The 21,678-nt window shown below is 43.5% G+C and carries 18 protein-coding genes; all 18 read right to left on the reverse strand.

The genetic code is table 11. From position 1 onward, the window contains the following. Positions 1-149: 149 nt before the first annotated feature. On the reverse strand, positions 150-1,619 hold the full coding sequence (locus WH95_RS10095; RefSeq protein WP_157845934.1) for a hypothetical protein: 1,470 nt from the start codon (positions 1,617-1,619) through the stop codon (positions 150-152). 107 nt (positions 1,620-1,726) lie between these two features. Continuing rightward, positions 1,727-2,851 (reverse strand): radical SAM/SPASM domain-containing protein, encoded by a 1,125-nt coding sequence (locus WH95_RS10100; protein ID WP_082114093.1) that lies wholly within the window; start codon positions 2,849-2,851, stop codon positions 1,727-1,729. Positions 2,852-3,289: 438 nt separating this feature from the next. Further along, the gene (locus WH95_RS10105; RefSeq protein WP_052741927.1) at positions 3,290-4,519 is read right to left on the reverse strand and encodes a glycosyltransferase; all 1,230 of its coding nucleotides are present in this window, start codon (positions 4,517-4,519) and stop codon (positions 3,290-3,292) included. 17 nt (positions 4,520-4,536) lie between these two features. Beyond that, a complete protein-coding gene (locus WH95_RS10110; RefSeq protein WP_046506444.1) occupies positions 4,537-6,438 on the reverse strand; it encodes an ABC transporter ATP-binding protein in 1,902 nt (633 codons plus the stop codon). Beyond that, positions 6,435-7,493 carry a glycosyltransferase family protein gene (locus WH95_RS10115; protein ID WP_157845935.1) on the reverse strand — a complete coding sequence of 353 codons (1,059 nt, stop codon included), beginning with the start codon at positions 7,491-7,493 and terminating at the stop codon, positions 6,435-6,437. The genes WH95_RS10110 and WH95_RS10115 overlap by 4 nt, the downstream gene beginning before the upstream one ends. Positions 7,494-7,614: 121 nt before the next feature. Continuing rightward, complete coding sequence (locus WH95_RS10120) at positions 7,615-8,790, reverse strand: carcinine hydrolase/isopenicillin-N N-acyltransferase family protein (RefSeq protein ID WP_046506449.1); 1,176 nt, start codon at positions 8,788-8,790, stop codon at positions 7,615-7,617. Continuing rightward, positions 8,787-10,082, reverse strand: coding sequence for a glycosyltransferase (locus tag WH95_RS10125; RefSeq protein WP_046506453.1), 1,296 nt, complete (start codon positions 10,080-10,082; stop codon positions 8,787-8,789). The genes WH95_RS10120 and WH95_RS10125 overlap by 4 nt, the downstream gene beginning before the upstream one ends. 18 nt (positions 10,083-10,100) lie before the next feature. Beyond that, the gene (locus WH95_RS10130; protein WP_046506455.1) at positions 10,101-11,279 is read right to left on the reverse strand and encodes a class I SAM-dependent methyltransferase; all 1,179 of its coding nucleotides are present in this window, start codon (positions 11,277-11,279) and stop codon (positions 10,101-10,103) included. Beyond that, positions 11,280-12,368 carry an ATP-grasp domain-containing protein gene (locus tag WH95_RS10135; protein WP_046506458.1) on the reverse strand — a complete coding sequence of 363 codons (1,089 nt, stop codon included), beginning with the start codon at positions 12,366-12,368 and terminating at the stop codon, positions 11,280-11,282. After that, on the reverse strand, positions 12,365-13,063 hold the full coding sequence (locus WH95_RS10140) for a metallophosphoesterase family protein (protein ID WP_046506460.1): 699 nt from the start codon (positions 13,061-13,063) through the stop codon (positions 12,365-12,367). The genes WH95_RS10135 and WH95_RS10140 overlap by 4 nt, the downstream gene beginning before the upstream one ends. Then, positions 13,060-13,659, reverse strand: a complete 600-nt coding sequence (locus tag WH95_RS10145) for an acyltransferase (protein WP_046506463.1) — start codon at positions 13,657-13,659, stop codon at positions 13,060-13,062. The genes WH95_RS10140 and WH95_RS10145 overlap by 4 nt, the downstream gene beginning before the upstream one ends. Positions 13,660-13,667: 8 nt before the next feature. After that, positions 13,668-15,542 (reverse strand): asparagine synthase (glutamine-hydrolyzing), encoded by a 1,875-nt coding sequence (gene asnB, locus WH95_RS10150; protein ID WP_046506466.1) that lies wholly within the window; start codon positions 15,540-15,542, stop codon positions 13,668-13,670. Continuing rightward, positions 15,542-16,597 carry a class I SAM-dependent methyltransferase gene (locus WH95_RS10155; protein ID WP_046506469.1) on the reverse strand — a complete coding sequence of 352 codons (1,056 nt, stop codon included), beginning with the start codon at positions 16,595-16,597 and terminating at the stop codon, positions 15,542-15,544. Before WH95_RS10155 ends, asnB begins: the two co-directional genes overlap by 1 nt. Beyond that, a complete protein-coding gene (locus WH95_RS10160; protein ID WP_046506472.1) occupies positions 16,590-17,738 on the reverse strand; it encodes a DegT/DnrJ/EryC1/StrS family aminotransferase in 1,149 nt (382 codons plus the stop codon). Before WH95_RS10160 ends, WH95_RS10155 begins: the two co-directional genes overlap by 8 nt. A gap of 14 nt (positions 17,739-17,752) precedes the next feature. Beyond that, complete coding sequence (locus WH95_RS10165; RefSeq protein WP_046506475.1) at positions 17,753-18,751, reverse strand: NAD-dependent epimerase/dehydratase family protein; 999 nt, start codon at positions 18,749-18,751, stop codon at positions 17,753-17,755. 81 nt (positions 18,752-18,832) lie between these two features. After that, positions 18,833-19,957: a DegT/DnrJ/EryC1/StrS family aminotransferase gene (locus tag WH95_RS10170; RefSeq protein ID WP_046506478.1), complete on the reverse strand. Its 1,125-nt coding sequence runs from the start codon at positions 19,955-19,957 to the stop codon at positions 18,833-18,835. Continuing rightward, positions 19,958-20,491: an acyltransferase gene (locus WH95_RS10175; protein WP_245622963.1), complete on the reverse strand. Its 534-nt coding sequence runs from the start codon at positions 20,489-20,491 to the stop codon at positions 19,958-19,960. It abuts the gene before it with no gap. Between the two features lie 59 nt (positions 20,492-20,550). Then, on the reverse strand, positions 20,551-21,486 hold the full coding sequence (locus WH95_RS10180; protein WP_046506485.1) for a Gfo/Idh/MocA family oxidoreductase: 936 nt from the start codon (positions 21,484-21,486) through the stop codon (positions 20,551-20,553). Between the last annotated feature and the right edge of the window lie 192 nt (positions 21,487-21,678).

Consider the following 21,678-nt stretch of genomic DNA (forward strand, 5'->3'; position numbering starts at 1 on the left):
TATCTAGCGAACAATGTTTCTTGGAATAAGGGGCTAGTAACAAGCTCTACAAAGATACTCTTACCAGCTGTCTATGTAACTGGGCTAATTAATGACGCATTAGAACATAGCACAATGAAATCACAATTTTCTCAAATCAGGATTACAAATTAAATTTGTGAACAGCTCCCAACCTCAAAGCTATCCTTTGCCCCAATAAACATATCTTTAGGCTTAAAGATAACATAGCTACCAAATTCCACAGCGACCCCATCAGGTAGGTCCAACTCATCTATTGAAACATATTTTGTATCAACCAAGAGGTGCGTAAGGCCTTTGTCTTTCATCAAGTCTTCTACAGGCTTTTTTAACACGGGAAAATAATCTTCAACCCACCTAAAACCATATCCATGTGTCCCCCACCAAACAGGTATCCTACCATGATATGCCATGATGTCACATAAATGGGGCGGTAAACATAACAACCTTGGCTTAGAATGTTGACTTAATACTTGAATAACACTTTGTAGATCTTCGCTCAAAACACCTGTTGAGGAAGTGTCTTTTAAAAACGAGCGCCACATGAAGAAATATAGGAATAATTGTACAGCGCTGATTGCTAAAAACGTTATTACAAAAAACAAATCGTCATTTAAATAAATCCCTTCAACAACAACAAAAATACACAATGGTATTGAATATTTAATATATTTTGTTCCCTCCCCTAAGCACCTTAAGAATGGTATGAATAATGTTAGAAATGCCCATAGGTAAATAGCACACATTAACCATAGAAATGTCTGACTAAAATCACTTAACATTCCCCAGTTCACAATAGAAAACGCCACCACAAGAATATAGGGATTAAATTGAAATATACGCCGTAAATGAAGAAAAAACCCCTTAAAGCCGGACAAAGAATAGTATGAGCTTCCTTCATCCATCCCACCATAAACCTTTGAATTTCTAACTAAATGCGCCCCTAATCTAGTACGATTCCTATTCCAAAAACTAATAATATCTAAGTGAGCGATAAGAATTTTAGTAAATAGTTTTGGGTTGAGAGAAAAAGCAAATAAATAGGATAAAATGATAGGCACAAACCAATAACAATCAACAAAAATTCCTAAAAAAATCACACAAAACCAAGTCAATTGAATAGCAAGTTTATGTGTATAAAATAGGAGACAACCAGACAAAATTGCACCAATCAATGGCCATGCAGAATGCTTATCGACAAAAGCTATTGTAAACAAAAAGAATGATGCTAACCATATCATCCCTAATGGCCTAGACGTCATGTTAGCATATTCAGCGGCAAGAAAGGGACTAGTTGCATAGATCACCCCACCAATCCAAGCATAAATAGGGCCAAATGTACTAAAAAGGAAACTAAATAGAACCAAATGTATTACTAAATCCAAAGAATTACTAAAAAGCCAATGCCATTTCTTTAGAAATTCATTAGGGAACAAACTTAAAAATATTGCGAATCCTGGCGGATACGATTGATCCTGTGGTTCTGCAAGATACAGTTTAGGAGAGAGCCTTATAGGTAACTTTTTCTGATCACGAAAAGTCTCAGCACACATTAGAAAGAAATATGCATCACACCCCCTATCGGAGTTTGATCTAAACATAAAACCTCGAAAAAAAGAAAAAACAGCGCTTATTAACACCAGATGAAATAAGAGCATCCCTGTAGGAAAATGAAACATATTACTAAGCAATCTACATTATTATTTTCTTACTGAAGCTGCCCTCTACGCAAATCTTCTTCTATCTCATCAGGCAACTCAACAGGAGTTGTATCAAAAGACATACGCTGAACTTCAAAGTTAAGTGGCCTAGAACGCTCTAACTGAGGGATACCAAAACCGGAACACAGTTTACATATATCAACGTCTTTAATTGATGTGACAATTTGATTTCTGAACTCAGTCAACCCTTGGCCATTCCAAATTTCGTGAAAAGGTTGCTCAAAAGCATTCCCAAATTGATGACGTCCGTGAGGATCACGGCAACACGGCACAACAGATCCATCCCAATTAATCATTGCCGAATTCCATACCCAGGTACATTCATTATCGGATAGTTTTTTCGGTTTTAAATAACCTTTTTCAAATGCCTCTTCATCATAGAACCAATATTGCTTATTCTCTGGTAGATATTTATATCCCTCTTCTACATCTCTAACACAGGGATCTACTATATTTGCCTTATCCGCACCTATTCCATTAGCCCAAGAAATAAAATCCTTAACCTCGTGCTCATTATGCTTCATAACAATAAAGCCAATTTCAATTTGAACATTTGAATTTGGTGTTTTATTTCGCAGCTCAACCAAAGCTTCAATATTCTTAGTAATTTTATCGAAATTACTTCGAATTCTATAAACACCATGGCTTTCTGGACTCAAACCGCCTATCTGAAAACTAATTTGATTTATATCAGAGTAAATCAAGCCTTCTGCATCAAGAATATCTCCATTAGTACAAGTTTCGACATAGATATCTTTTTCACGGGCATATCTTATCATGTCGTAAGATTTAGAGTTTAAAAAAGGCTCCCCCATGAAGTAGTACATTAAAACTGCGGTTGTATCGGCATTAAGATCAATAAAATTTTGAAATGCCTTTTCATCAAGCATACCATATTTTCGTTCCATGGAACGATTTCCTGTTTCGCATACAGGACACCGAGCATTACAAGCATTAGTCGGTTCAATAGATATATGGGCAGGCAACATAAGAGGTCCTGCGATCTTAGCCTTTGCCAGAGCTGTGTTATACAACACTGACTTCCAACCTTTAGGTCTTCGGATTGCAAGCTCAGTTCCAAATTTAGCAATTCTTGCTGCACGTTTAAGCATACCTAACCTCTTTATTAAAACCAACTTTGCCTACAGCATCTAGTAAAAAAACCATGAGCAGTATTTCCAACTGCCTTTCTACACGTCAGGCAATATCTTTATTTTTTTGCTAATCACTTTTTGCGTCACAATGACATTCCACTGAAAGGAGTGAAGTACTTATATTGTATGTACTGCATTATCTTCAAGGCATTATACAAACAAGAGAACAACATATAAACTCTCGTTTGCTTATATATAATCAAACCTTATCCACTTCAGTTAAAGTCATAATATGAACTTTATTCTATAGATAACAACCAATGAACAATCATAAGATTTTACTGATAAGAATCTAAGAACAGTTTGCCCTGCGAAACTTTACTTATCTCTTCCCAACAAATCGCTCGACCTATATGACGCCTTAATAATCAAGAGAGACTCAGTCTGTAAAACCGATTAGTTTTCTAAAAACAGCTGATTATAAAGAGCCTCGTAGCCTTCTATACAGCTCTCCATAGAAAAGCACTGACGAACTCTTTGTCCAGCCCTCTTCCCCATACTATGCCGAAGAACATTATCTTTTAAAAGCTTCTTCATCGCATTTGCCAAATCTTCAGGAGAATGAGGAGGAACAACAAGCCCCGTTTCACCATCTAGCACAGCTTCGGCATTTCCTCCGACAGAAGTTACTATCATGGGAAGATTGGCAGCCATGCCTTCGAGCACGGCATTTGAAAATCCCTCTTCGTGTGAAACAAGCAGCCCTATATCAGATGAAGCCCAGATGTCTGTTACGTCATTGCGTACCCCGAGGAAATGGACGCAATCCTGTAGGTTGTTTTGTTCTACCAAATGTTCCAGCTCACCTTGAATTGACGACGAATCATGACCGACGATCAATAGAATCCAATCACGGGTTGGTAGCTGTCCGCAAGCGTTGAGAAGATCAAGATGCCCTTTGTATGGGATAAGATTGGCGACAATCGTCATGACCAATCGATCAGGGGGGATATTTAATGAAACCCTGATTTGTTCCCTTTGAGATAGTGAACTTTCTCTAACCGTAATACCATTATAGATCAGGTGAAGTTTATTCGTTGGTACACCTTCGTCTGCTTTGAGCTCATTGACCACTTGTTGGGAGTTGCCAATTACGCCGTGCATTCTTTGATGGAGCCAAAGTTCGATCCCTCGAATAAAGGCCGGATATTTTTGTTGATAAACATTTAGGCTTCGCCGACTCATCAGTTTTTTGCTCTTTTTGTGTAGCAGGCTTATTGGTCCCAAGAGTAAATAGCTTGCCGGTAGAAAAAAATGCACAACATCGGGTTTGTTTCGTAAGAGGTAAGAAATAAAAGAGAAGATAGAAGCAACTAAGAGCAAAGGCTTAAAAAGTGCTGAATGTTTCGTGAGTGAACTGAAGAGGACTGGCTCAAAAACCTTGACTCCCTTTTCTTCTAATGCAGAGGCTAGTTCGCCCTTTCTGACAAAACAAAAGATACTTGGTTTAAAACGTCGACGATCTAGAAGAGGTAGAACGCGTTTCAGGTGTGTTTCCGTTCCGCCGCGCTCCAAAGAACCAATAACGAAGCACAGTTTCTTTACCTCATTTCCCAAGTCTTTAACCTCATTGTCAGCGTAGTTTAACGGATTCACGGAAGCGGCATTTTTATTGAATATGATCAAAGATCACATTTGTTCTACTATTTCTGTTTTAATTCTTCAGAGTTCTCAACATCTTTACGTTCCTGGAGATGGTTTGCGCCCTCTATTCGAGCAGATACTACATCAGCGTCTTGTTGCTCTGTGTCGTGGTGCTGGTGACGTAAAAACTCATAAAATCGACCTTTGTGCTCTTTTAATTCATCCCATGTACCGCTTTCGATTAAACGTCCTTCCTCTACCACACATATTTTGTCTGCGTTCCGTACTGTTGAGATCCTGTGAGCGATCGAGATCACTGTAATATGTCCGTGAAGTCTCGATATAGCTTCCAGCACACGCTTCTCTGATTCCGAATCTAGTGCTGAAGTCGCCTCATCCAGGATGAGAAGCATTTTGTCCCCGACAAGGGCTCGGGCCAAGCCAAGCCTTTGGCGTTGCCCCCCAGACAAGCGAACACCTCTATCGCCTACTGCAGCGTCGTAACCCCCAGGGAGCTTCAGGATGAAGTCTTCGGCATTGGCAGCCCGTGCGGCTTTTTGGATTTCTTCGTCACTTGCTTCTGGATTTCCGAAACGCAAATTATCACGAATAGTAGCGTTGAAGAGGAAGGTTTCTTGTCCAACATATCCGACCTGTTGGCGCCAGGAAGGGAGATCCAAATTTTCGAGAGGGTGTTCCCCAATAAGAACTTTTCCGGAATGGGGATCCGTCAAACCCAAAATACAATCTATTAATGTGGTCTTACCTGAGCCCGAAGGGCCAATGATCGCAGTCATTTGCCGGCTTGGAATTCGCAAATCTAAACCTTGGATGACTTTATGGTCACCATAGTTAATATGAAGTGCCTCGAAAGATATGTCAGCTGCAATGTTATTTGTAACCTTGTGCTGTTCGGGTCGAATATATTGGGAAGCAGCCTCCGCACTTTGCGTTAACTCCAAGACCTTGCCGACAGCCGGGAAAATTGAGTTCATTGTCTGCAGGTGCTGCTGCATTTGCATGATCCGTGGATACAGTCTGATGAAAGCAGCAATCACCAAGAGAATAAGTTCAAGAGGGATATTCAGTGTTCCTGCTCCAGCGACAAAGAGGCCTGCGAATAATATTATTCCGAAGCCTTCAAAAGTCGCTCGAATCAGATAGGGATCGAAGGAGTTTATCGTTGAGAGGCGTCGCAGCTCTTCAGAATCCTGTTCAACACGATTGTAAACATCCCGTTCCGACGCGTAGGCCTTTATCGTCTTCATGCCAGAGAATATTTCACCGACAAAAGTTGTGATTTTCTCATTTTGGGCAACAGATTCCTGTCCAATCACCCGAGCACGCACAACGATCCAGCGGGTAGAAAATACGGCGACCAAACCTCCAGCTATGAGTGAGAGAGTGGTCAGCGGCGAGGCCATCAAGCTAAGACCAATGTACACACAAGTTACGATGAGGCCTGCGATGAATTGAAAAATTAAATAAAATGCCCCACCAGCGCGGAAAACTTCCATGACGATGGCATTAACAAAATCTCCAGATCTGTTGGAGGCAATAAACCCCCAACGAGCGTGCAAGCAAGCCCTCAATAATTTAAGTCGCCACTCTTTCACCAAAGCGTTTTGTACATTTGCAGAAATCCACCCCTGACAAATGTATATTGCCGCCTGAGCAATGACGATTGTAACAAAGAGTGTCAGGATTGTTGGAAGATCAGGAGAGAGTCCCAGATAGTCAAAGCTTTTGGATAATGCTTTCTCCAATAGAGAAGTTTCTGTGCCTGTTCCCCCAAGACCTAACAGGTTAAGGAGTGGCAAAACCAAGGCCATTGTTAAACCTTCAGTCACGCCTGCAAGCACCATTACGCTTAATAAGATTGGTGTACGAATGGGGAAGTGGTCTAGCAAGCCGCGAATAAGCTTCTTCCCAACAACAAGGAGCGATGTTGCTTGGCTCATCGTTGTACGCTTTCGTTCTTCTCCTGTTTTAGGACGATTTCACCATTTTCAAAAAATGCCCCGTAAAAAGTTTTATTAGCAATAGCGGAGACAACTCTCGCAAACTGTCGCCCTCTTGCTTCAACAGTGTGGTGCCGCAACACCACTGATTGCCCCTCCTGTGCAATTCTTTGGGCGCGATCAGGATTTTTTCGGAGATCGTTTGTCAAATCGGATAATTCTTCAGGTTGTGAGATAATCGCGTTTATACCATTATGAAAGCCTAACGCTTCAAAGCCGTTGCAGGGGGTACAGACCATTAACGCACCTGATGCGGGAATCTCGAAAAACTTGCGAATAGGCATCATTAATCCAGATCCACATGTAAAGACATAGCGACTGTTTTCCATTCCAAGCTGAAATAGGTTGTTGAGCAGTTTGATGCGCCACTGTGATTCGTTGGGAAAAATCCCGATGCGCCGTAACAGGTCAAAATAGCGCAAATAGGTACCTCGCATGGGTTTCAATTTTGCATTTTTTAAGTGTAACATGGCGGACCGTCGGGCGGCGTAACTGGCTCCCGGTACATTCCATTCTGTGGCGCGTGCCTGGAGTGGCCTAAAGGAGAATTCACCGCTATGAACCATATGGTGGAAGGGAACGATATCACTGCCGCGCCGTTTTAAAAAATCAAACCATTGATTGTTAGCCTTGCCGCCCCAGACCTCTTGATCTGCATTTGTATTGGATACGGCTTTCCAGAACTGATCTGAAAAGCCGAACATATAGTCACAACAATCGAGGCGGTCGATATGAAAGTTTGTAAAATTGTAATAATCAGATTCTAAAAGAACAGCTGCTTTGGGGAAAGGTACTCGATAGAAGGCCTCCCGAATGTTGTTCAACTGAAATAGGAGGCGGTGGGGGAAGTAGCATTGATAGGAGCGGCGGTAGCCTTCGGGTATTTTCTCCCAAATTGTTGATAAGAGGATATGAGACGTTGTCAATACCATATCGAAAGGGCCATGATTTTCTATGTAATCATCTAGACCGCGGTCCAAGACGTTTTCGGACACATAGCCTGGACCGAAAAAGGTGGAGGTACAATGAGAATCGAGAACAAGAGGGAGCAATGTCCTCGTTGGGTTAATAAAGGCTGCATTTATGTCTAAAAAGAGTATACGAGAGAGCCGAGAATTATGCACGATCAAATATATCCTCTAAATGAATTTCCCGACATTTGGGGCGAGAGGGGACTGAACCATTCCATGATTTAAAGACTCCCTTCCTAAAATCGATTAAGTATGAGGCTGATGTCCAACCAATATCTGGTGTTTTCCCATATCTGCACCAAGCCCCTGTGCCTTGGGTGGAGCGTAACAATACTTCTAAGTCTTCAGGGGTCTTAGGCGCTAGATTGCGAGCAAAATCATAACGCTCATGTGACAATTTGAGGAGCAATCGCGTATTACTTGAGTTCGTGTCGTTTAAAGGTTGCATTTCTTGAGCGAGAAAGTGATTAACCGCAATACCTGCATCTGATTTTATAAATGAAACTTGTCGTGATCCGCTTGATATTTCCGCTTGGGCAAGTTCACCATCTTTGTCAGTGATAAGAAGGTTTGCTCCTCCATTCAATGGTTCAAACAAGCGATTCTGTTCTAATAAGAACATTGTCTGACGAGTGTTATATCCATGCACAAGTATCCAGAACGGGAGAAGGTACACAGGGAGAATTTCATCTTGCTGGAATAGGGGAGGCACTGCAAGGGTATTAACAGAAGCTCCCATTACAGCCAGACCATATTGATTGACACCTATTGTAGGCCAAGGAAGCCCCAGTGCGAAGTGAGCCAGGATCTGAGGGCCGCCATTTGGGGAAAATAGCGCTGGTGCTGAGATCACGGTTGGCCCTAAGTCCAAATTACCGCCTAGGGAAGTGCACCTTCCTTTTCCATCTAGCAGAGCGTACGCTCCGCATGAGATAAGGTTGTTAATTTCTGGGTTAGCCAATAAGGGCCAGACAGCCAACATTACCCCTTCTTGCTCGTCAAGGCCTAAATATTTAGACCAGCCACAAAGTAAATCAGAATACTGGGGGAAACTTTTTTTTATGCTTTTTTGTAGGACATTTGCTCTTTTTCTAAGAGTGTTATCTTGTGTGCTTCTAAGGTTTTCAATGATTTGACTGAACAAATTCCTATGACGAGCTTCGCTGGAAGTTTGTGCTAATTGTTTTCCAATATCCCGCCAAGATCCTGAAAAATGGAAAATCCCCGCCTTGCTGTCAAAAAAAGCTGTGTCAGGTGAAATTCGTGTATTCCACGATTGATATAATTCAATAATTCGGACTATTCGCTGCCGCAAATTCATAGGAGGGTACCTGTTTTACCAATCAAGGGATTTCGATATGCTAAGCCAATAGCTTCTATATTCCATTTTTCCTTAGCGTAGTCAGCGGATTTTTGTTGGAAATTGGCTGCACTTGTTTCTTCTTCCAATAGGTCTTTGAAAACAGTCGCTGCAGCTTCCAGATCTCTATCCGGAATAAAGATTATTGGACCGTCTCCTGCAATAGCTCTATGGGGGAGATTATCGTATGCAACTATGCAGCAACCAGCATATAGTGCTTCTGCTAACGCTGTACCACTATAGGGAGCAAAACAATAGTCTGCATTACAAGCGATCCTAAAAACTACAGAGTTAGGTAATGCATCAAATATCTTGATTTTATCCTGCAGCCCTTGTTCGGCCACCAAGCCCACAAGGTGCGGCTTTAGTGTTCCTCCACCAGCCATAATTAGTGTGAAATCTAACCCTTGATCATCTAGTCGTTGTGCTAGTTGTATGCAGTCTACTGGGTGTTTTTCTTCTTCAAAGCGACCAACAAATAAAATCCAAGGTTTAGAAAAGTGTCTAAGTTCCGCAGGTAGATCGATATATTGTTTGGCCGTATTGAGGGCAGAAATATCTAGTTGATGTAAGTAGGGCCAGATTTTGTCTTCTTTCATGCCTAGAGACAGGTAGAAATCTTTACGGAAGGAGGGAGCTCCAACGTATGCGTCGAAAACACGATAGACAATACGATACCAAATTTTTAAGGTTTTCTGGAGAAGAGTACTATAACCTTCTTGATGCTGTAGAATGTCCTCCCAAAAGGCTTCAATAAAACTGACAATTCGGTGGCGAGTGGTGAGTTTCAATAACAGGCCAACTACTGCTTGATTATGAGGTCCACCAAGCATGATGACATCGTGTTCTAGTGCTAAAGAATGACATTTTATAAATGCAAAAATCAGTCGTATTGCTTTACGTGTCAACGAAAGCCACGCAGGAAAGTTTGGGGGAACCAATTCGACGAAATGAACGGTTTGGGAGAGCTGCTCTACAACATTTTCTTTCCCGAGTGGGATGACGACTGTTACCTTTGGGAGAATTTGCGCAGGATTGTAGGTCATATCCGCGGCATTAGGGGTTAGCAGAAGTCCCTTGGCACGCGCTTCTGCTAACCCTGTATAACCAATATATAAAAGCCTTGGATCTTTGGGGGTTTGAGGTGAGGCCTTGTGGCGAAAAATGCTAAGTAGAAAAATGCCTATAGCGGTGAAGAGAAGCATTAGTGTAGCCGTTAGCAGGTCAAAGACGACAAGCAGGTTTCTCTTCATTCGGTTAGTTCCGCACCCTTAGGGGCGTATGCTCCAAGATTGAATTTTTTCATCAGTTTGTGCAATTTTAGCTTCCATTGTTTTTAAATAACAAGGATTGGCAGAAAAAATGACATCTGTAACTCCAAGCTCTTTCATTTGTGCAAGAGAAACAATAGGTTTACCTAGCCTTTGGCTTCCTTGGATATGGATATTGTCATCAACGAAACAGGTCACTGAATCTGCGGGTAATAAGCCTGAAGAGATGGCGGCCAAGCCTAGTACGCCTGTGCCATAAATACCTATTTTTCTTGGATTACGACGAACTTCTAAGCCCAAGGATTTATAGCAACTGAGGGCATACTCTAACCAAACCACCGAAGCCTTTGCAATTTCCTCTTCCGTCTTGATGTCGGGTTTACGTGGTGAGGACGTATCGGTCCGTTTTTTGATCACTGCCCACATTGGGACTCTTGAGTTATCGATAAAGGAATTGACAATCTTACCACCCGCTCTCTCAATCATGTAGCGGAAGGTAGACGGGGAAAAACGAGTCAAGTGATCATAAACAATCAGGTCGGATGGATTGTTTTCAAAATTTGGAACCGAGAGGAAAAGATGATCACCATCCGAAATAAGATCAAGTAGTTGCTTGACGAATTCTGTTGGTTGGGGGACGTGTTCAACAACTCCAACACTGACAACAAGATTAAACTTGTCATTCAGATATGGACTGTTTTCTAGTGTGCCTTCGTGTATGTTAACATTCGGTAAAATTCGACGAAAGACACTACGTGCGTTTGCGCTAGGCTCGACTGCGGCAAGCTCCCAGCCCGGGTATTTATTTTGAAAGCTTCGCATAAAGAGCCCCTTACCTGCGCCCACTTCAAGTAAACAACCTGTTGTCGGAATTCCAACTTTTTCATCAATAAAATCCAACATTTCATCATTGAGGTCACGGCCTACGGCCTTGCTACTGGATGTATAGTTGAATTGTGCATTCACAGAATCGTTTAGTAGTGCATAAGTTTCGGTGTAGAAACGTGATGTATCTTCTCTTGTACCGCCTTGATTAACAACTGATCCACAAGAGCGGCACTGCAGGTTTTGGATTGCGACAGAAGAAGCTTCACTATCACTAGAAATAGAGAAAGAAAACCCCGCCAAAGCCACCAACTTCGGTGCGTCACATACTGGGCACGTTTCTAATTTTGTCATTTAATATTCGCTCCATAGGCGGACTGTTTGTTCAGAAGCTTTACTCTCAATTAAAGATCGTAAAACAAATCCTTTGTTGTAGGAAAAACGAGGAGATATTTTTTCACCAAAAACGTGTTTACGCAGTAGGATGTCTGGCTCGTTATAGTCCATCATTGCGCGAATTGATGTTGTGCCAGAGAAGCGCGGGTTGATTTCAAAGGTTTTGAAGCCGTTTGGCGTCATACGCCCTTGAATATTGATTGCTCCGCGTACATCTAAAGCGGCAGCAATTTTCTCGCAGGTTTGAAGGACTTCACGATCATCGCAAACTTCCCCCATACTAATACCGGAACTAATAACCAGATGCTGCCCTAATTCTTCTTTGCCAGTGTTGTTAGGAGTGGATATGCGAAGATTAAGAGCGCTCTTTAACTCCCGCCGAACGGCAATTGAGTTGATAAAGTTTCCATCAAGGTCGTGAAGAACACCGACTGTATACTCAGTTTGAGGTGTTCCGACATACTCCTGTACCATGATTGGGTTTTCTGCACTCGCGTGTAATAGAACGAATACTGCGTCTAATTCAGCATTGTTTTGAACAATATAGCAGTCTTTGGAGCCTCCTGATCCGACATGGGGCTTGACTATAAGAGGAAAAAGTTCGAGTGATTTTGCGTCTTCTGCATTTTCAGCAAGAATATAGCGAGGGGGGGCGAAACCAACCGACTGCAAAAACTCTGAAGAACGAACCTTATCTAAGCACATCTCGATTACTTCAGCCTTATTGATAGGTAGCAGTATACCTTCTGACCCGAATCTATCGCGCGCTCGACTGTACGCAAGAAGTTCGGGTTCACATCCGTGAAATACCGCACAAATATCGTGAGCCTTACATATTTTTAATACAGAATCGATAAACTCGGGAGATGTTGCAGATGGAAGAGTAATAGCTTTATCAACATAGTTAAACTGTGGGCAGTTTCGATTCATGTCCCCGCCAAATATACGGTAACGATCCCCATCAGCCCACTTTAGTGCTTTCAGAATTTGTTCACCATGGCCACCCCCGCCAATCGCGGTGATTAGTACATTAATCTTGTCGTTCATTCGTAGACCTTGCCGAGTATCGCGCTACTCACCTTTCGTTTAAAAAGTCCAGCCACAACTTCGTGAACAGGAGCACACTTTTGAAGCCAAACGGACGTAATGTCAGAAATATCATATCGGATGATTTGAACCCCCATAGTGTCGGCGTCAAAAATAGCGACCGACCCAAATTTTCCAGTATCACGTGGCATTCCACATGAGCCAGGATTCAAAAAAACCCTCCCTGCACTGTTTGTTCGATGCATGGGGCGATGTGTGTGCCCAGAGATGCATACGTCATAGGGCAAATCGTTATACTTCTCCAAGTCTGTATCAGGATAAAGATAGCCAAACAAGAGATTATCGGGAGCACCATGGCACATTAGCAAATTGAGATCACCAATCTGAATCTCAAGTTTTTCCGGTAGAGAAGTCAGGAAATCAACCTCTTCATCACTCAACTGATCTCGGCAGCGTTTGATCTGGTAGATGCCTTCACTGTCCTCTGGTGGTTCGTTAAGCATGGCTTCGTGATTTCCTCTGACAGCCTGGATATCACTGTTGCGAATAAGTTGAACCACCTGTTTATCAGCAATATAACCAATGCTGTCACCAAGGAAATAAATCTGTTCTGCTCCTGCAGCTTTCAAAAGACTCAAGCCACGTTCAAAGGCTGGGCAATGACCATGTGCATCAGAGAGCAGACCAATTTTCATCCTTCATCTCCTTCCCACTCAGGGAGAGAAACACCCGTTTTAATTTTTATATGGATATCCTCATTCTCTCCTTCGATTATTCCTATGACGCGGGCAGGGGATCCACCGACCACCGTACGAGGAGGTATAGCCTTGTTCACCACAGAATTTGCTGCGACAACGCATTGAGAGCCAATTGTTACACCGGGCAGGACAATAGATTGGGCGCCTAGGTGACATCCATCCCCAATGGAGATTTCAGCCTTTCGACGAGGGGCTTTACCAAGAGAGACTGCCCACAAAACGGTATCATGGGTATAAAGATGTACTCCAGCAGCAATTGAGCAATATGACCCAATATTCAGCCCTCCTCCTGTACCATCAAGGATTGTTCCCGGCCCAATCCAAGTCTTTTCTCCAACTTTGACATCCCCGAAAACCATTGCACTGTCGTAGATGCTGGCGCCTTCTCCAAAGCCTAAACGCTTCGCGCGCCCCCATCGATTTCGGAGAATAGAGTCTGCAAAAGGTAATGATCGGTCAAACATATCACCCAACTCTTCTTCACACCTCTGGTAGAGTAAAGATGATATTTTTTTTAGTTCTTCTGGTGTCATAGTTCCACCTACTTCATTGGGAAAGTATTCAGCATTTCTTCAATACTCAGAAGTGACCAGATAAGTAAACGCCTGTTTGCCTTACCCTGTAGATGGTCTTCCACCAAATTTTGCACAGCCTCTCGGTCCAAGTAATTATATATGTACGCATCATTTCGAATTATGCGATTACGAACATAGTCAATACTTTCCCCTCGAAACCAACTCGCGTCTGGCGCTGAGAAACCTTGCTTCTCGCGTTCGGTCACTTCACTAGGAATGTATCGCTTCATAGCCTTGCGAAGAAGCAGCTTACCATCCTTGGTTTTTTGGAAATATTGCTGCGTCTTGCGTCCCGCGTCGTTTTCATTAAGACGCACAACTTCCCCCAAATTGCCAAGTTTTAGTGACACAGGCACCTTCATGGCAAAATCGACCAAATCATTGTCTAAGAAAGGCACGCGCGTTTCCAGACCATGGGCCATACTTAATTTATCCTCTACAACCAGAAGGCCATGCATAAAGGTTTTGGCCTCAAAGTAGAGTGAATGGTTGATGTAATCTTCTGGTCGTGTCAACTGATCAGCGTGCTCAACAAAAACCGATTTAAAGATATCGCGGGTCCAAACGTCCTCAACATCATTTGCAATTGGTTTGAAGACTCTTTTGATATCCTGATTGGGGATCAGGCGCTGCCAAAATGAGTAATACTTATCAATATAGTGATCGAAATCATCGTTAACCACAGCACGGTAATAACGCCAAGGATACCCAGCGAAGAGTTCATCTCCGCCAGTGCCTGAAAGCACAACTTTACCGAATTTACTTGCCAGTTTAGCAGCATAGTAGTTTGGGTAACTTTGTCCCACGCGCGGTTCTTCCATATGGTAGGCTAGCTGGGGCATGATTCGTTCCATGTCCCCGGCCTTGAGCACCATTTCGTAGTGCTCGGTCTTCAGTAGATAAGACATGTGTTCAGCTTTGGCGCGCTCGTCGAAGCCAAGTTCGATGCCAGAGACTGAATTAAGATCGAAACCGGTGGTGAAGGTTCGAATATAGGGTAACTCTTGCGCAGCTAGAGCCGTTACAGAGCCGGAGTCCATGCCGCCGGACAGATAGGCACCGACTTCTACATCACTGACCAGCTGGCGACTGACGGCCTGGCTAAAGAGGCGACTGAGTTCTTCGATATATTCTTGCTCATTGGCAGGGGATTCCGGTTCGGTGAAGCTATAGTCCCAATAGCGCGTAGTTTTAAAAGCATGGCTTTCATCCACTGCCATGTAGGTTCCCGCCGGCAGAAGCTGTATATCGCTAAATAATGTACGGTCGGTGAAAAAATTCTGGAATGTGAGATATTCTAATAAACCCTTTTTATCCATGCGTGGCTTTATGTCAGGATGAGCAAAAAGTGCTTTAATCTCAGAAGCGAACGCAAATAAGCCATTTGTTAAGGTATAGTAAAGCGGCTTGATGCCGTAGCGGTCACGTGCAAGAAACAGCTGTCGCTCTTTACGATCCCATATCGCAAATGCGAACATCCCGTTCAGTTTATTAAGAGCTTTAGCCCCCCATTCAGCATAGGCATTAAGAACAACTTCACTATCCGTGCGTGAGTGGAACTGTCGTCCTTGAGCTTCCAGTTCTTGTCGAAGTTCTTGAAAATTATAAACTTCCCCATTGTAAGCAATAACATAACGGCCGTCGGATGTCTCCATTGGCTGATGGCCCGCGGGGGAAAGGTCAATGATCGCGAGACGGCGGTGTCCCAACCCCAGAGGGCCATCGATGAAATGCCCTTCACCATCCGGCCCACGGTGAGCGATTGCATTGGTCATTGCTTGTAGCCGAATTACCGATGCAGGTTCAGAGTTGGAATTGAGTACGCCCGCGAGTCCGCACATTAATTATCTATCCAATTTTCGTTAGCTTGTTTTTCGGCAATGATGGTAATTCCAGCATCTTCAACGACTTCATGTTCGACCTTAAGTCCAGCTTCTTGGCACCAAGTACGCACCTCTTCCGGTGTTTGGCGATAGGCATTTGCAGGCGCGTACCAGTCATAATTGATATGATTCATCTCTTCAAGGGACAAATCAGGATGGTGGAATGCCTTGAATACATGCCAATAGAAAAGGCGTTGCAGATTAATGCGGCCAGAAGGGAGGTCCAACAGATCGATTTCCCTAGGGATGTCAATCTCTATGTTCAGTTCACCCAGCAGGTTGCCAAGCTCGGTGAGAGGCATCATTGCATCCCACGCTTCTTGCATGCTCATATCTTGCAGCTGTGTCCGAATGTAATCGTCGGTGAACTCTCGTACGGGCCCCTTTGTCTTGTATACATAGAACATGAAGTGTCCACCGGATTTTATCAGTGGCGCGATAGACTTGATTGCGTTTTCTGTTGAATCCGTGTGGTGGAGAACACCTTCAGAGAAAACGATATCGAGACTTGCTGGAGCGAAAGGAAGATTGGAGATGTCTGCTTGCATGAAGCTCGCTGATACTCCCCTCTCAGCGAAACGTGCTGCGGCAACATCAGCAGCCTCTGAGACATCGACCCCCAGATAGTTAATTTTATCCAGCACTGGGCTGAAGTACTCCAGGCCGGACATCGCAGCTCCACAGCCTGCATCCAGAACAATCGGTCTCGATCCAGAACTGCCATTCAACCAAGGAATGGTCGTTGCGGTTCCATAGCGTTCGTTCAGCCAAGCACGCATACGTTTAAGACTTGCTTCAGACTCGAAAGTATCGCGTTTCTTCCATTTAAAGCCGAAGGCTTCTTCAGTCTGCTTTTGAGTCGCGGAAAAAAGCGCTTTACTACGAGGAATTCCGTTCTTCACAAGAAACTCTTGGCCGTTGATCAGAAACTCCTGTTCTTCAACCAGATTTTTAATTCCACAGAGCTCTGAAAACCAGGGAGGGCAAGTTGGTTTTGATAATTTATTAGACATTCTTGATGGTTTCTACGACGTAGGTGTAGTCTTCGTGTGACATTCGGTTATGGAGAGGGATAGCCATGGTTTGGACATCACAGTCCCTTGCCCCTGGAAAGTCCTCAGGTTTATAGCCAAAACGCTCAGCATAGTAACTTAGCATATGTACGGCATGAGTTCCTGGCCGTGTGGCTATACCCTTTTGTTGCAGTATGTCCATTATTTCGTTACGTGGCATAGGGGCTTTTTCAGGATCAACGTAAGTAACAAATGCTTGCCAGGCGTGCCGGCCGCTTTCAGGCTCCTTCGGACAAGTCAGCCAGTCAATCTCATTCAACTGTTCTCGATACCAACCGGCCCATTTAGCACGCTCTTCAATGAAGTGATCCAATTTTTTCAACTGAACGATGCCAACAGCCCCCTGAAGGTCTGTCATGCGGTAGTTAAAGCCTAGTAGATTGAAATCCGGCAATAGATAGGGGCGGGGACCTTGATGACGCTGTTCTTCGGACAAGGAAGCGCCGTGGTTGCGCAGCATATTTGCTGTTTCGCTCAGCGTTGTATTGTTGCTGGTCAGCATCCCACCTTCACCAGTGGTAATAGACTTCCTAGGGTGGAATGAAAAGGCAGCCATATCTCCGAGCCCTCCTGCAGGAACGCCACGATATGAAGCGCCTGCAGCGCATGCTGCATCTTCGATGATCGTAACATGTTCGGGCAGAATTGCTTTCAGTTCGTCCATTTCGGCACAGAGGCCGAAAAGATGAACAGGAATTATTGCTTTGGTCTTTTCACTTAGTTTTCGGGCAACATCCGCGGGGTCAATATTGCAAGTGTCACGCAATACATCGACGAGAACCGGGATGGCTCCGCAATAGAGAACGACGTTGGCTGTAGCCACCCAAGTAAAGGCTGGAACAATGACCTCGTCTCCGGGACCAATGCCAGCTGCAGCCAATGCCAAATGCAGAGCTGTCGTGCAAGAGGTTGTGGCAAGAGCATGTGTAACCTGATGGCGCTCAGCGAAAGATTTTTCGAATTCAGCAACCTTAGGCCCCTGGGTTAACCAGCCACTTTCAATTGGGGCACGTACAGCATTCCATTCAGCCTCCCCAGTAGAAGGTAGTGAAATATGGATGGTTCGTTTTGGCTCCGACATTCGTATTCTACCTCTTATGCTAGACCGACGGCTTTTTGACGAGCGAGAACGTCAGCTTTGTGGTTCGCGCGCCACTCAATAAGCTCTAAGAGACCTTCCCGCAGATCCCGTTGTGCAGTGAAATTGATTTCTTCTGCAGCACGTTTGGGACACCCAATACGGTTACGAACGAGTGTTGCCTGACTTCGCTCAACATATTTGATAGGCTTGTCGCATCCCGTCAGCTCAAGTAAGAGTTCCGCAAGCTCTTTCAAAGAGGTACGTTTGCCAGTGCCGACATTATAAAAACGGTCAACACTGTCTGCTTTCATTGCACATACGTTTGCTCTGCCGCAATCCTTGACGGCAACAAAGTCAAACGCTTCGCTGCCATCCCCCATAATGGTCGGACCGTCACCCTTGTCGATGGCATCAAGCATCTTCATGATTACTGCAATATAGGCACCGTGGTAATCTTGACGAGGGCCATAAACGTTCATGTAGCGCAAACCGACCATGGGAAGGCCATAGCGGTGATGGTAGGCTGTAGCCATGGCTTCGCCAGCGATCTTTGTAGCACCATAAAAGTTCTTGTTGTTGAACGGGTGGTCTTCATCCATTGGTTCACGAACAGCATCACCGTAAACTGAAGCTGAAGAGGAGTAGACAAGCCGTTTGACGTCATTCTTCACGCAGGCATCAAGAACGTTGAAGGTGCCATTAATGTTAACGTTAAACGCAGAGCGGGGAAACTCGTGGCACTGAAGAAGCCATAGAGCTGCGAAGTGAAAGACGCCATCAGCGCCTTTAATTGCTGCATCCAGTACATCTGTCTGGCAGATGTCGCCACCAGCGTCATAGACTTTAACACGGGGATCCTTTAATGCATCTTGTATATTTTCATTAGACCCACGAGCAAAGTTATCATAAATAACAATCTCACCGACATCTTCCTGTGTAAGTAGGTCTACTGTGTGGGAACCGATGAGACCAGCACCACCGACAATAATCAGTTTTTTACCGCGAATATCCATTTTTGTGTCCAGTTAAAAATAGTTTGTGTCCAGTTAAAAATAGTTAGTTACAAAAAATATTAAGTATGGAATTCCACATCATTAAGTCGCTGCAGATAACACCATCGAGATTACCATATCTTGCGCTGTCTCCCCAAGATATGGATGCATCGGTAAGCTTAAAACTCTTTCAGAAAGAAATTCCGACATATAAACACCATTTGAAACGATGGGGCAAGTTTCGTATCCAGTTTGCTTATTAAGCGGAAGAGGATAATATATAGCAGTCGGTATCCCAGCTTGTCTGCCAGCCTCGAAAACTTCCCCCCGGTTTTCTATGCATACGGTGTATTGTGCCCATGATGAGCTAAGTCCTTCTGGGACTTTGGGGATTATGATTTTTTTTCCTAAAGCGTTAGAATAGCGTTCTGCAACCTTCTGACGAGCTAATAATTCATTGGAAAAAATATTTAACTTCTCTAGTAACACTGCAGCCTGCAAAGTATCCAACCTGCTATTCAAACCAACTCGAATATTGTCGTACTTATCCTCTGCCCTACCATGGAAACGAAGTGAGCGAAGCAATTCTGCCTTATCGTCATCATCAGTAAATACGGCTCCACCATCACCATATCCTCCCAAGGGTTTTGCCGGAAAAAAGCTAGTTGTTGTATAGCTTGCTAAAGTACCAACGGACCGACCTTTATAAGTTGCACCAAAACTTTGAGCCGCATCACTTATTAAAATAAGCTCCTCTCTGTCAGCTAACATTTTAAGGACATCATAATCGGCAGGCAATCCAAACAAATCGACAGCAATAATAGCTTGCGGTTTCAAACCACTTTTCTTCGCTTCAAAAACTGCTTTCTCCAAACTATCAGAGTCGATATTGTATGTATCCGGCCTAATATCAACCAGAAAAGGAATTGCACCCAACTGTGCAACAGCCTCAGCTGTTGCGACAAAGGTAAATGCAGGAACAAAAACAGCATCACCAGAACCAATACCTTCCGCCATAAGTACTAATGACAATGCATCGGTACCATTTGCACATGTTACAACGTTCTTCGCTCCACAAAAGTCTGCAAGACGTTTCTCCAATTCATATACCTCGGGACCCAAGATATACTTGCCATGGGTCAACACTTTAGAAATTGCAACTTCAATTGCTGGCTTTATAGCCACTTGTTGGGACTCTAGATCAATAAATGGAATTTTTTCTGACATTTATATACACTTTACACTTTGAAGAGTTTGGCTATCAATTTCTATATATCTTGAGCCATCAATAGGGCACACAAGGTCCTCCCCCAACTTTCCACCAGCCTTACTCATCCAGCCTATGCGTCGCGCTGGAACGCCTGCCATAAGAGCAAAATCAGGAACATCAGAAACAATGACAGCTCCCGCAGCTATAAAGCAGTATTCTCCCAAAACATTGCCACAAACAACCGTCGAGTTAGCACCAATCGTTGCGCCACGCTTAATTACGGTAGAACGAAACTCGCTCTTCCTAGCTACTTCAGAGCGAGGATTAATAACATTTGTAAAAACACAAGAAGGACCACAAAAAACCCCGTCCTCCATCAAAACTCCCTTATAAAGGCTAACATTGTTTTGAATTTTACAGTCATTACCAATACTGACATCGGGACCAACGACAACGTTCTGGCCAAACGAACAATTTTTCCCAATCGTCACCCCCTCCAGTATATGCGAGAAATGCCAAATTGTTGTTCCTTCGCCAATTTGAACAGGCATATCTACATAAGAGCTTTCATGTATACTAACCCCAGGGATTTTAGGTGACCTCCTCATCCTTAAAGATACCTTCTCGAAAGAAAATGAGCATCTTCAGATTTTGGTGCAAGACTAATATCACGTATTTGAGAGACAATCTCAATTGATGGCCTCACCTGATCCAAGCCAAAACCCTCCCCAGAAAGTATAGACCTATAGCTTTCTGTATGCAGATCTGTGAATCCCCCTGAAAACTCTATTTCTCGCCCATCAACCGTTATTGAGCGATACGTTGACAATTTCCCCTGAACAGATTCAGGTAAATCTCGACTATCAACAGATAAAAACCACCTCACGCGTGCTCTTTTAAACTCCAGATACCCCCCCGCATGATGTTCATTTCTTAAATGCACAACATTTCTCAAGCACTTTCCAAAAAGGAATCCCAACATATCATAAAAATGCACACCGATATTAGTCGCAACACCTCCTGACTTATGTACATCCCCCTTCCATGATACTTGATACCACCTCCCTCGAGAAGTTATGTAGCTAAGATCAACATCGTGAATTTTATCAGCATCTTGCTCAATTTTCTTCTTTAATGAGATAATAGCAGGATGTAAACGTAACTGAAGAATTGAATATATACGACGCCCTGTAACCTCCTCCATCTCACAGAGACCATCAACATTCCACGGATTTAATACCATAGGTTTCTCACAAATAACATCAGCACCACTGCGCAAACCAAATCGACAATGCGCATCATGAAGATAATTAGGAGAACAAACACTGACAAAATTGATTGCATCTCCCCGACGGTTCAACTTATCAATATGACGATCAAAACGCTCAAACTCTGTGAAAAACCTAGCATCAGGAAAATGGCTATCAATAATCCCTACGCTATCGTTAGGATCAAAGGCCGAAACCAACTGCCCATCAGTCTCTTTGATAGCTCGCATATGCCTAGGAGCAATATATCCTGCAGCGCCTATTAATGCATAACGCATAAAAATTTCTCCCCAAGTAACAAAAATTATTTAATGTAAAAAAACCGATACGATAAATCTTCTACAGTCAAAAACCAGACAAAAAAGTACATAATCAACCTCTTATCAATAAAAAAGTACGAATTATATTGGCATATTATAATTACATACATTTTATTATTAGCGGCAAACTCCAGAACACCTTCGAAATCA

Source organism: Kiloniella litopenaei, from assembly GCF_000982415.1.
Lineage (GTDB): Bacteria > Pseudomonadota > Alphaproteobacteria > Kiloniellales > Kiloniellaceae > Kiloniella > Kiloniella litopenaei.

Excerpts from the sequence above, each read along its gene's own strand:
- WH95_RS10155 (WP_046506469.1), bottom strand. The coding sequence starts at position 16,597 with ATGTCTAATAAATTATCAAAACCAACTTGCCCTCCCTGGTTTTCAGAG.
- WH95_RS10160 (WP_046506472.1), bottom strand. The coding sequence starts at position 17,738 with ATGTCGGAGCCAAAACGAACCATCCATATTTCACTACCTTCTACTGGG.
- WH95_RS10125 (WP_046506453.1), bottom strand. The coding sequence starts at position 10,082 with ATGAAGAGAAACCTGCTTGTCGTCTTTGACCTGCTAACGGCTACACTA.
- WH95_RS10100 (WP_082114093.1), bottom strand. The coding sequence starts at position 2,851 with ATGCTTAAACGTGCAGCAAGAATTGCTAAATTTGGAACTGAGCTTGCA.
- WH95_RS10120 (WP_046506449.1), bottom strand. The coding sequence starts at position 8,790 with ATGAATTTGCGGCAGCGAATAGTCCGAATTATTGAATTATATCAATCG.
- WH95_RS10135 (WP_046506458.1), bottom strand. The coding sequence starts at position 12,368 with ATGAACGACAAGATTAATGTACTAATCACCGCGATTGGCGGGGGTGGC.
- WH95_RS10175 (WP_245622963.1), bottom strand. The coding sequence starts at position 20,491 with ATGCCTGTTCAAATTGGCGAAGGAACAACAATTTGGCATTTCTCGCAT.
- WH95_RS10095 (WP_157845934.1), bottom strand. The coding sequence starts at position 1,619 with ATGTTTAGATCAAACTCCGATAGGGGGTGTGATGCATATTTCTTTCTA.
- WH95_RS10180 (WP_046506485.1), bottom strand. The coding sequence starts at position 21,486 with ATGCGTTATGCATTAATAGGCGCTGCAGGATATATTGCTCCTAGGCAT.
- WH95_RS10145 (WP_046506463.1), bottom strand. The coding sequence starts at position 13,659 with ATGACACCAGAAGAACTAAAAAAAATATCATCTTTACTCTACCAGAGG.
- WH95_RS10110 (WP_046506444.1), bottom strand. The coding sequence starts at position 6,438 with ATGAGCCAAGCAACATCGCTCCTTGTTGTTGGGAAGAAGCTTATTCGC.
- asnB (WP_046506466.1), bottom strand. The coding sequence starts at position 15,542 with ATGTGCGGACTCGCGGGCGTACTCAATTCCAACTCTGAACCTGCATCG.
- WH95_RS10170 (WP_046506478.1), bottom strand. The coding sequence starts at position 19,957 with ATGTCAGAAAAAATTCCATTTATTGATCTAGAGTCCCAACAAGTGGCT.
- WH95_RS10130 (WP_046506455.1), bottom strand. The coding sequence starts at position 11,279 with ATGACAAAATTAGAAACGTGCCCAGTATGTGACGCACCGAAGTTGGTG.
- WH95_RS10140 (WP_046506460.1), bottom strand. The coding sequence starts at position 13,063 with ATGAAAATTGGTCTGCTCTCTGATGCACATGGTCATTGCCCAGCCTTT.
- WH95_RS10165 (WP_046506475.1), bottom strand. The coding sequence starts at position 18,751 with ATGGATATTCGCGGTAAAAAACTGATTATTGTCGGTGGTGCTGGTCTC.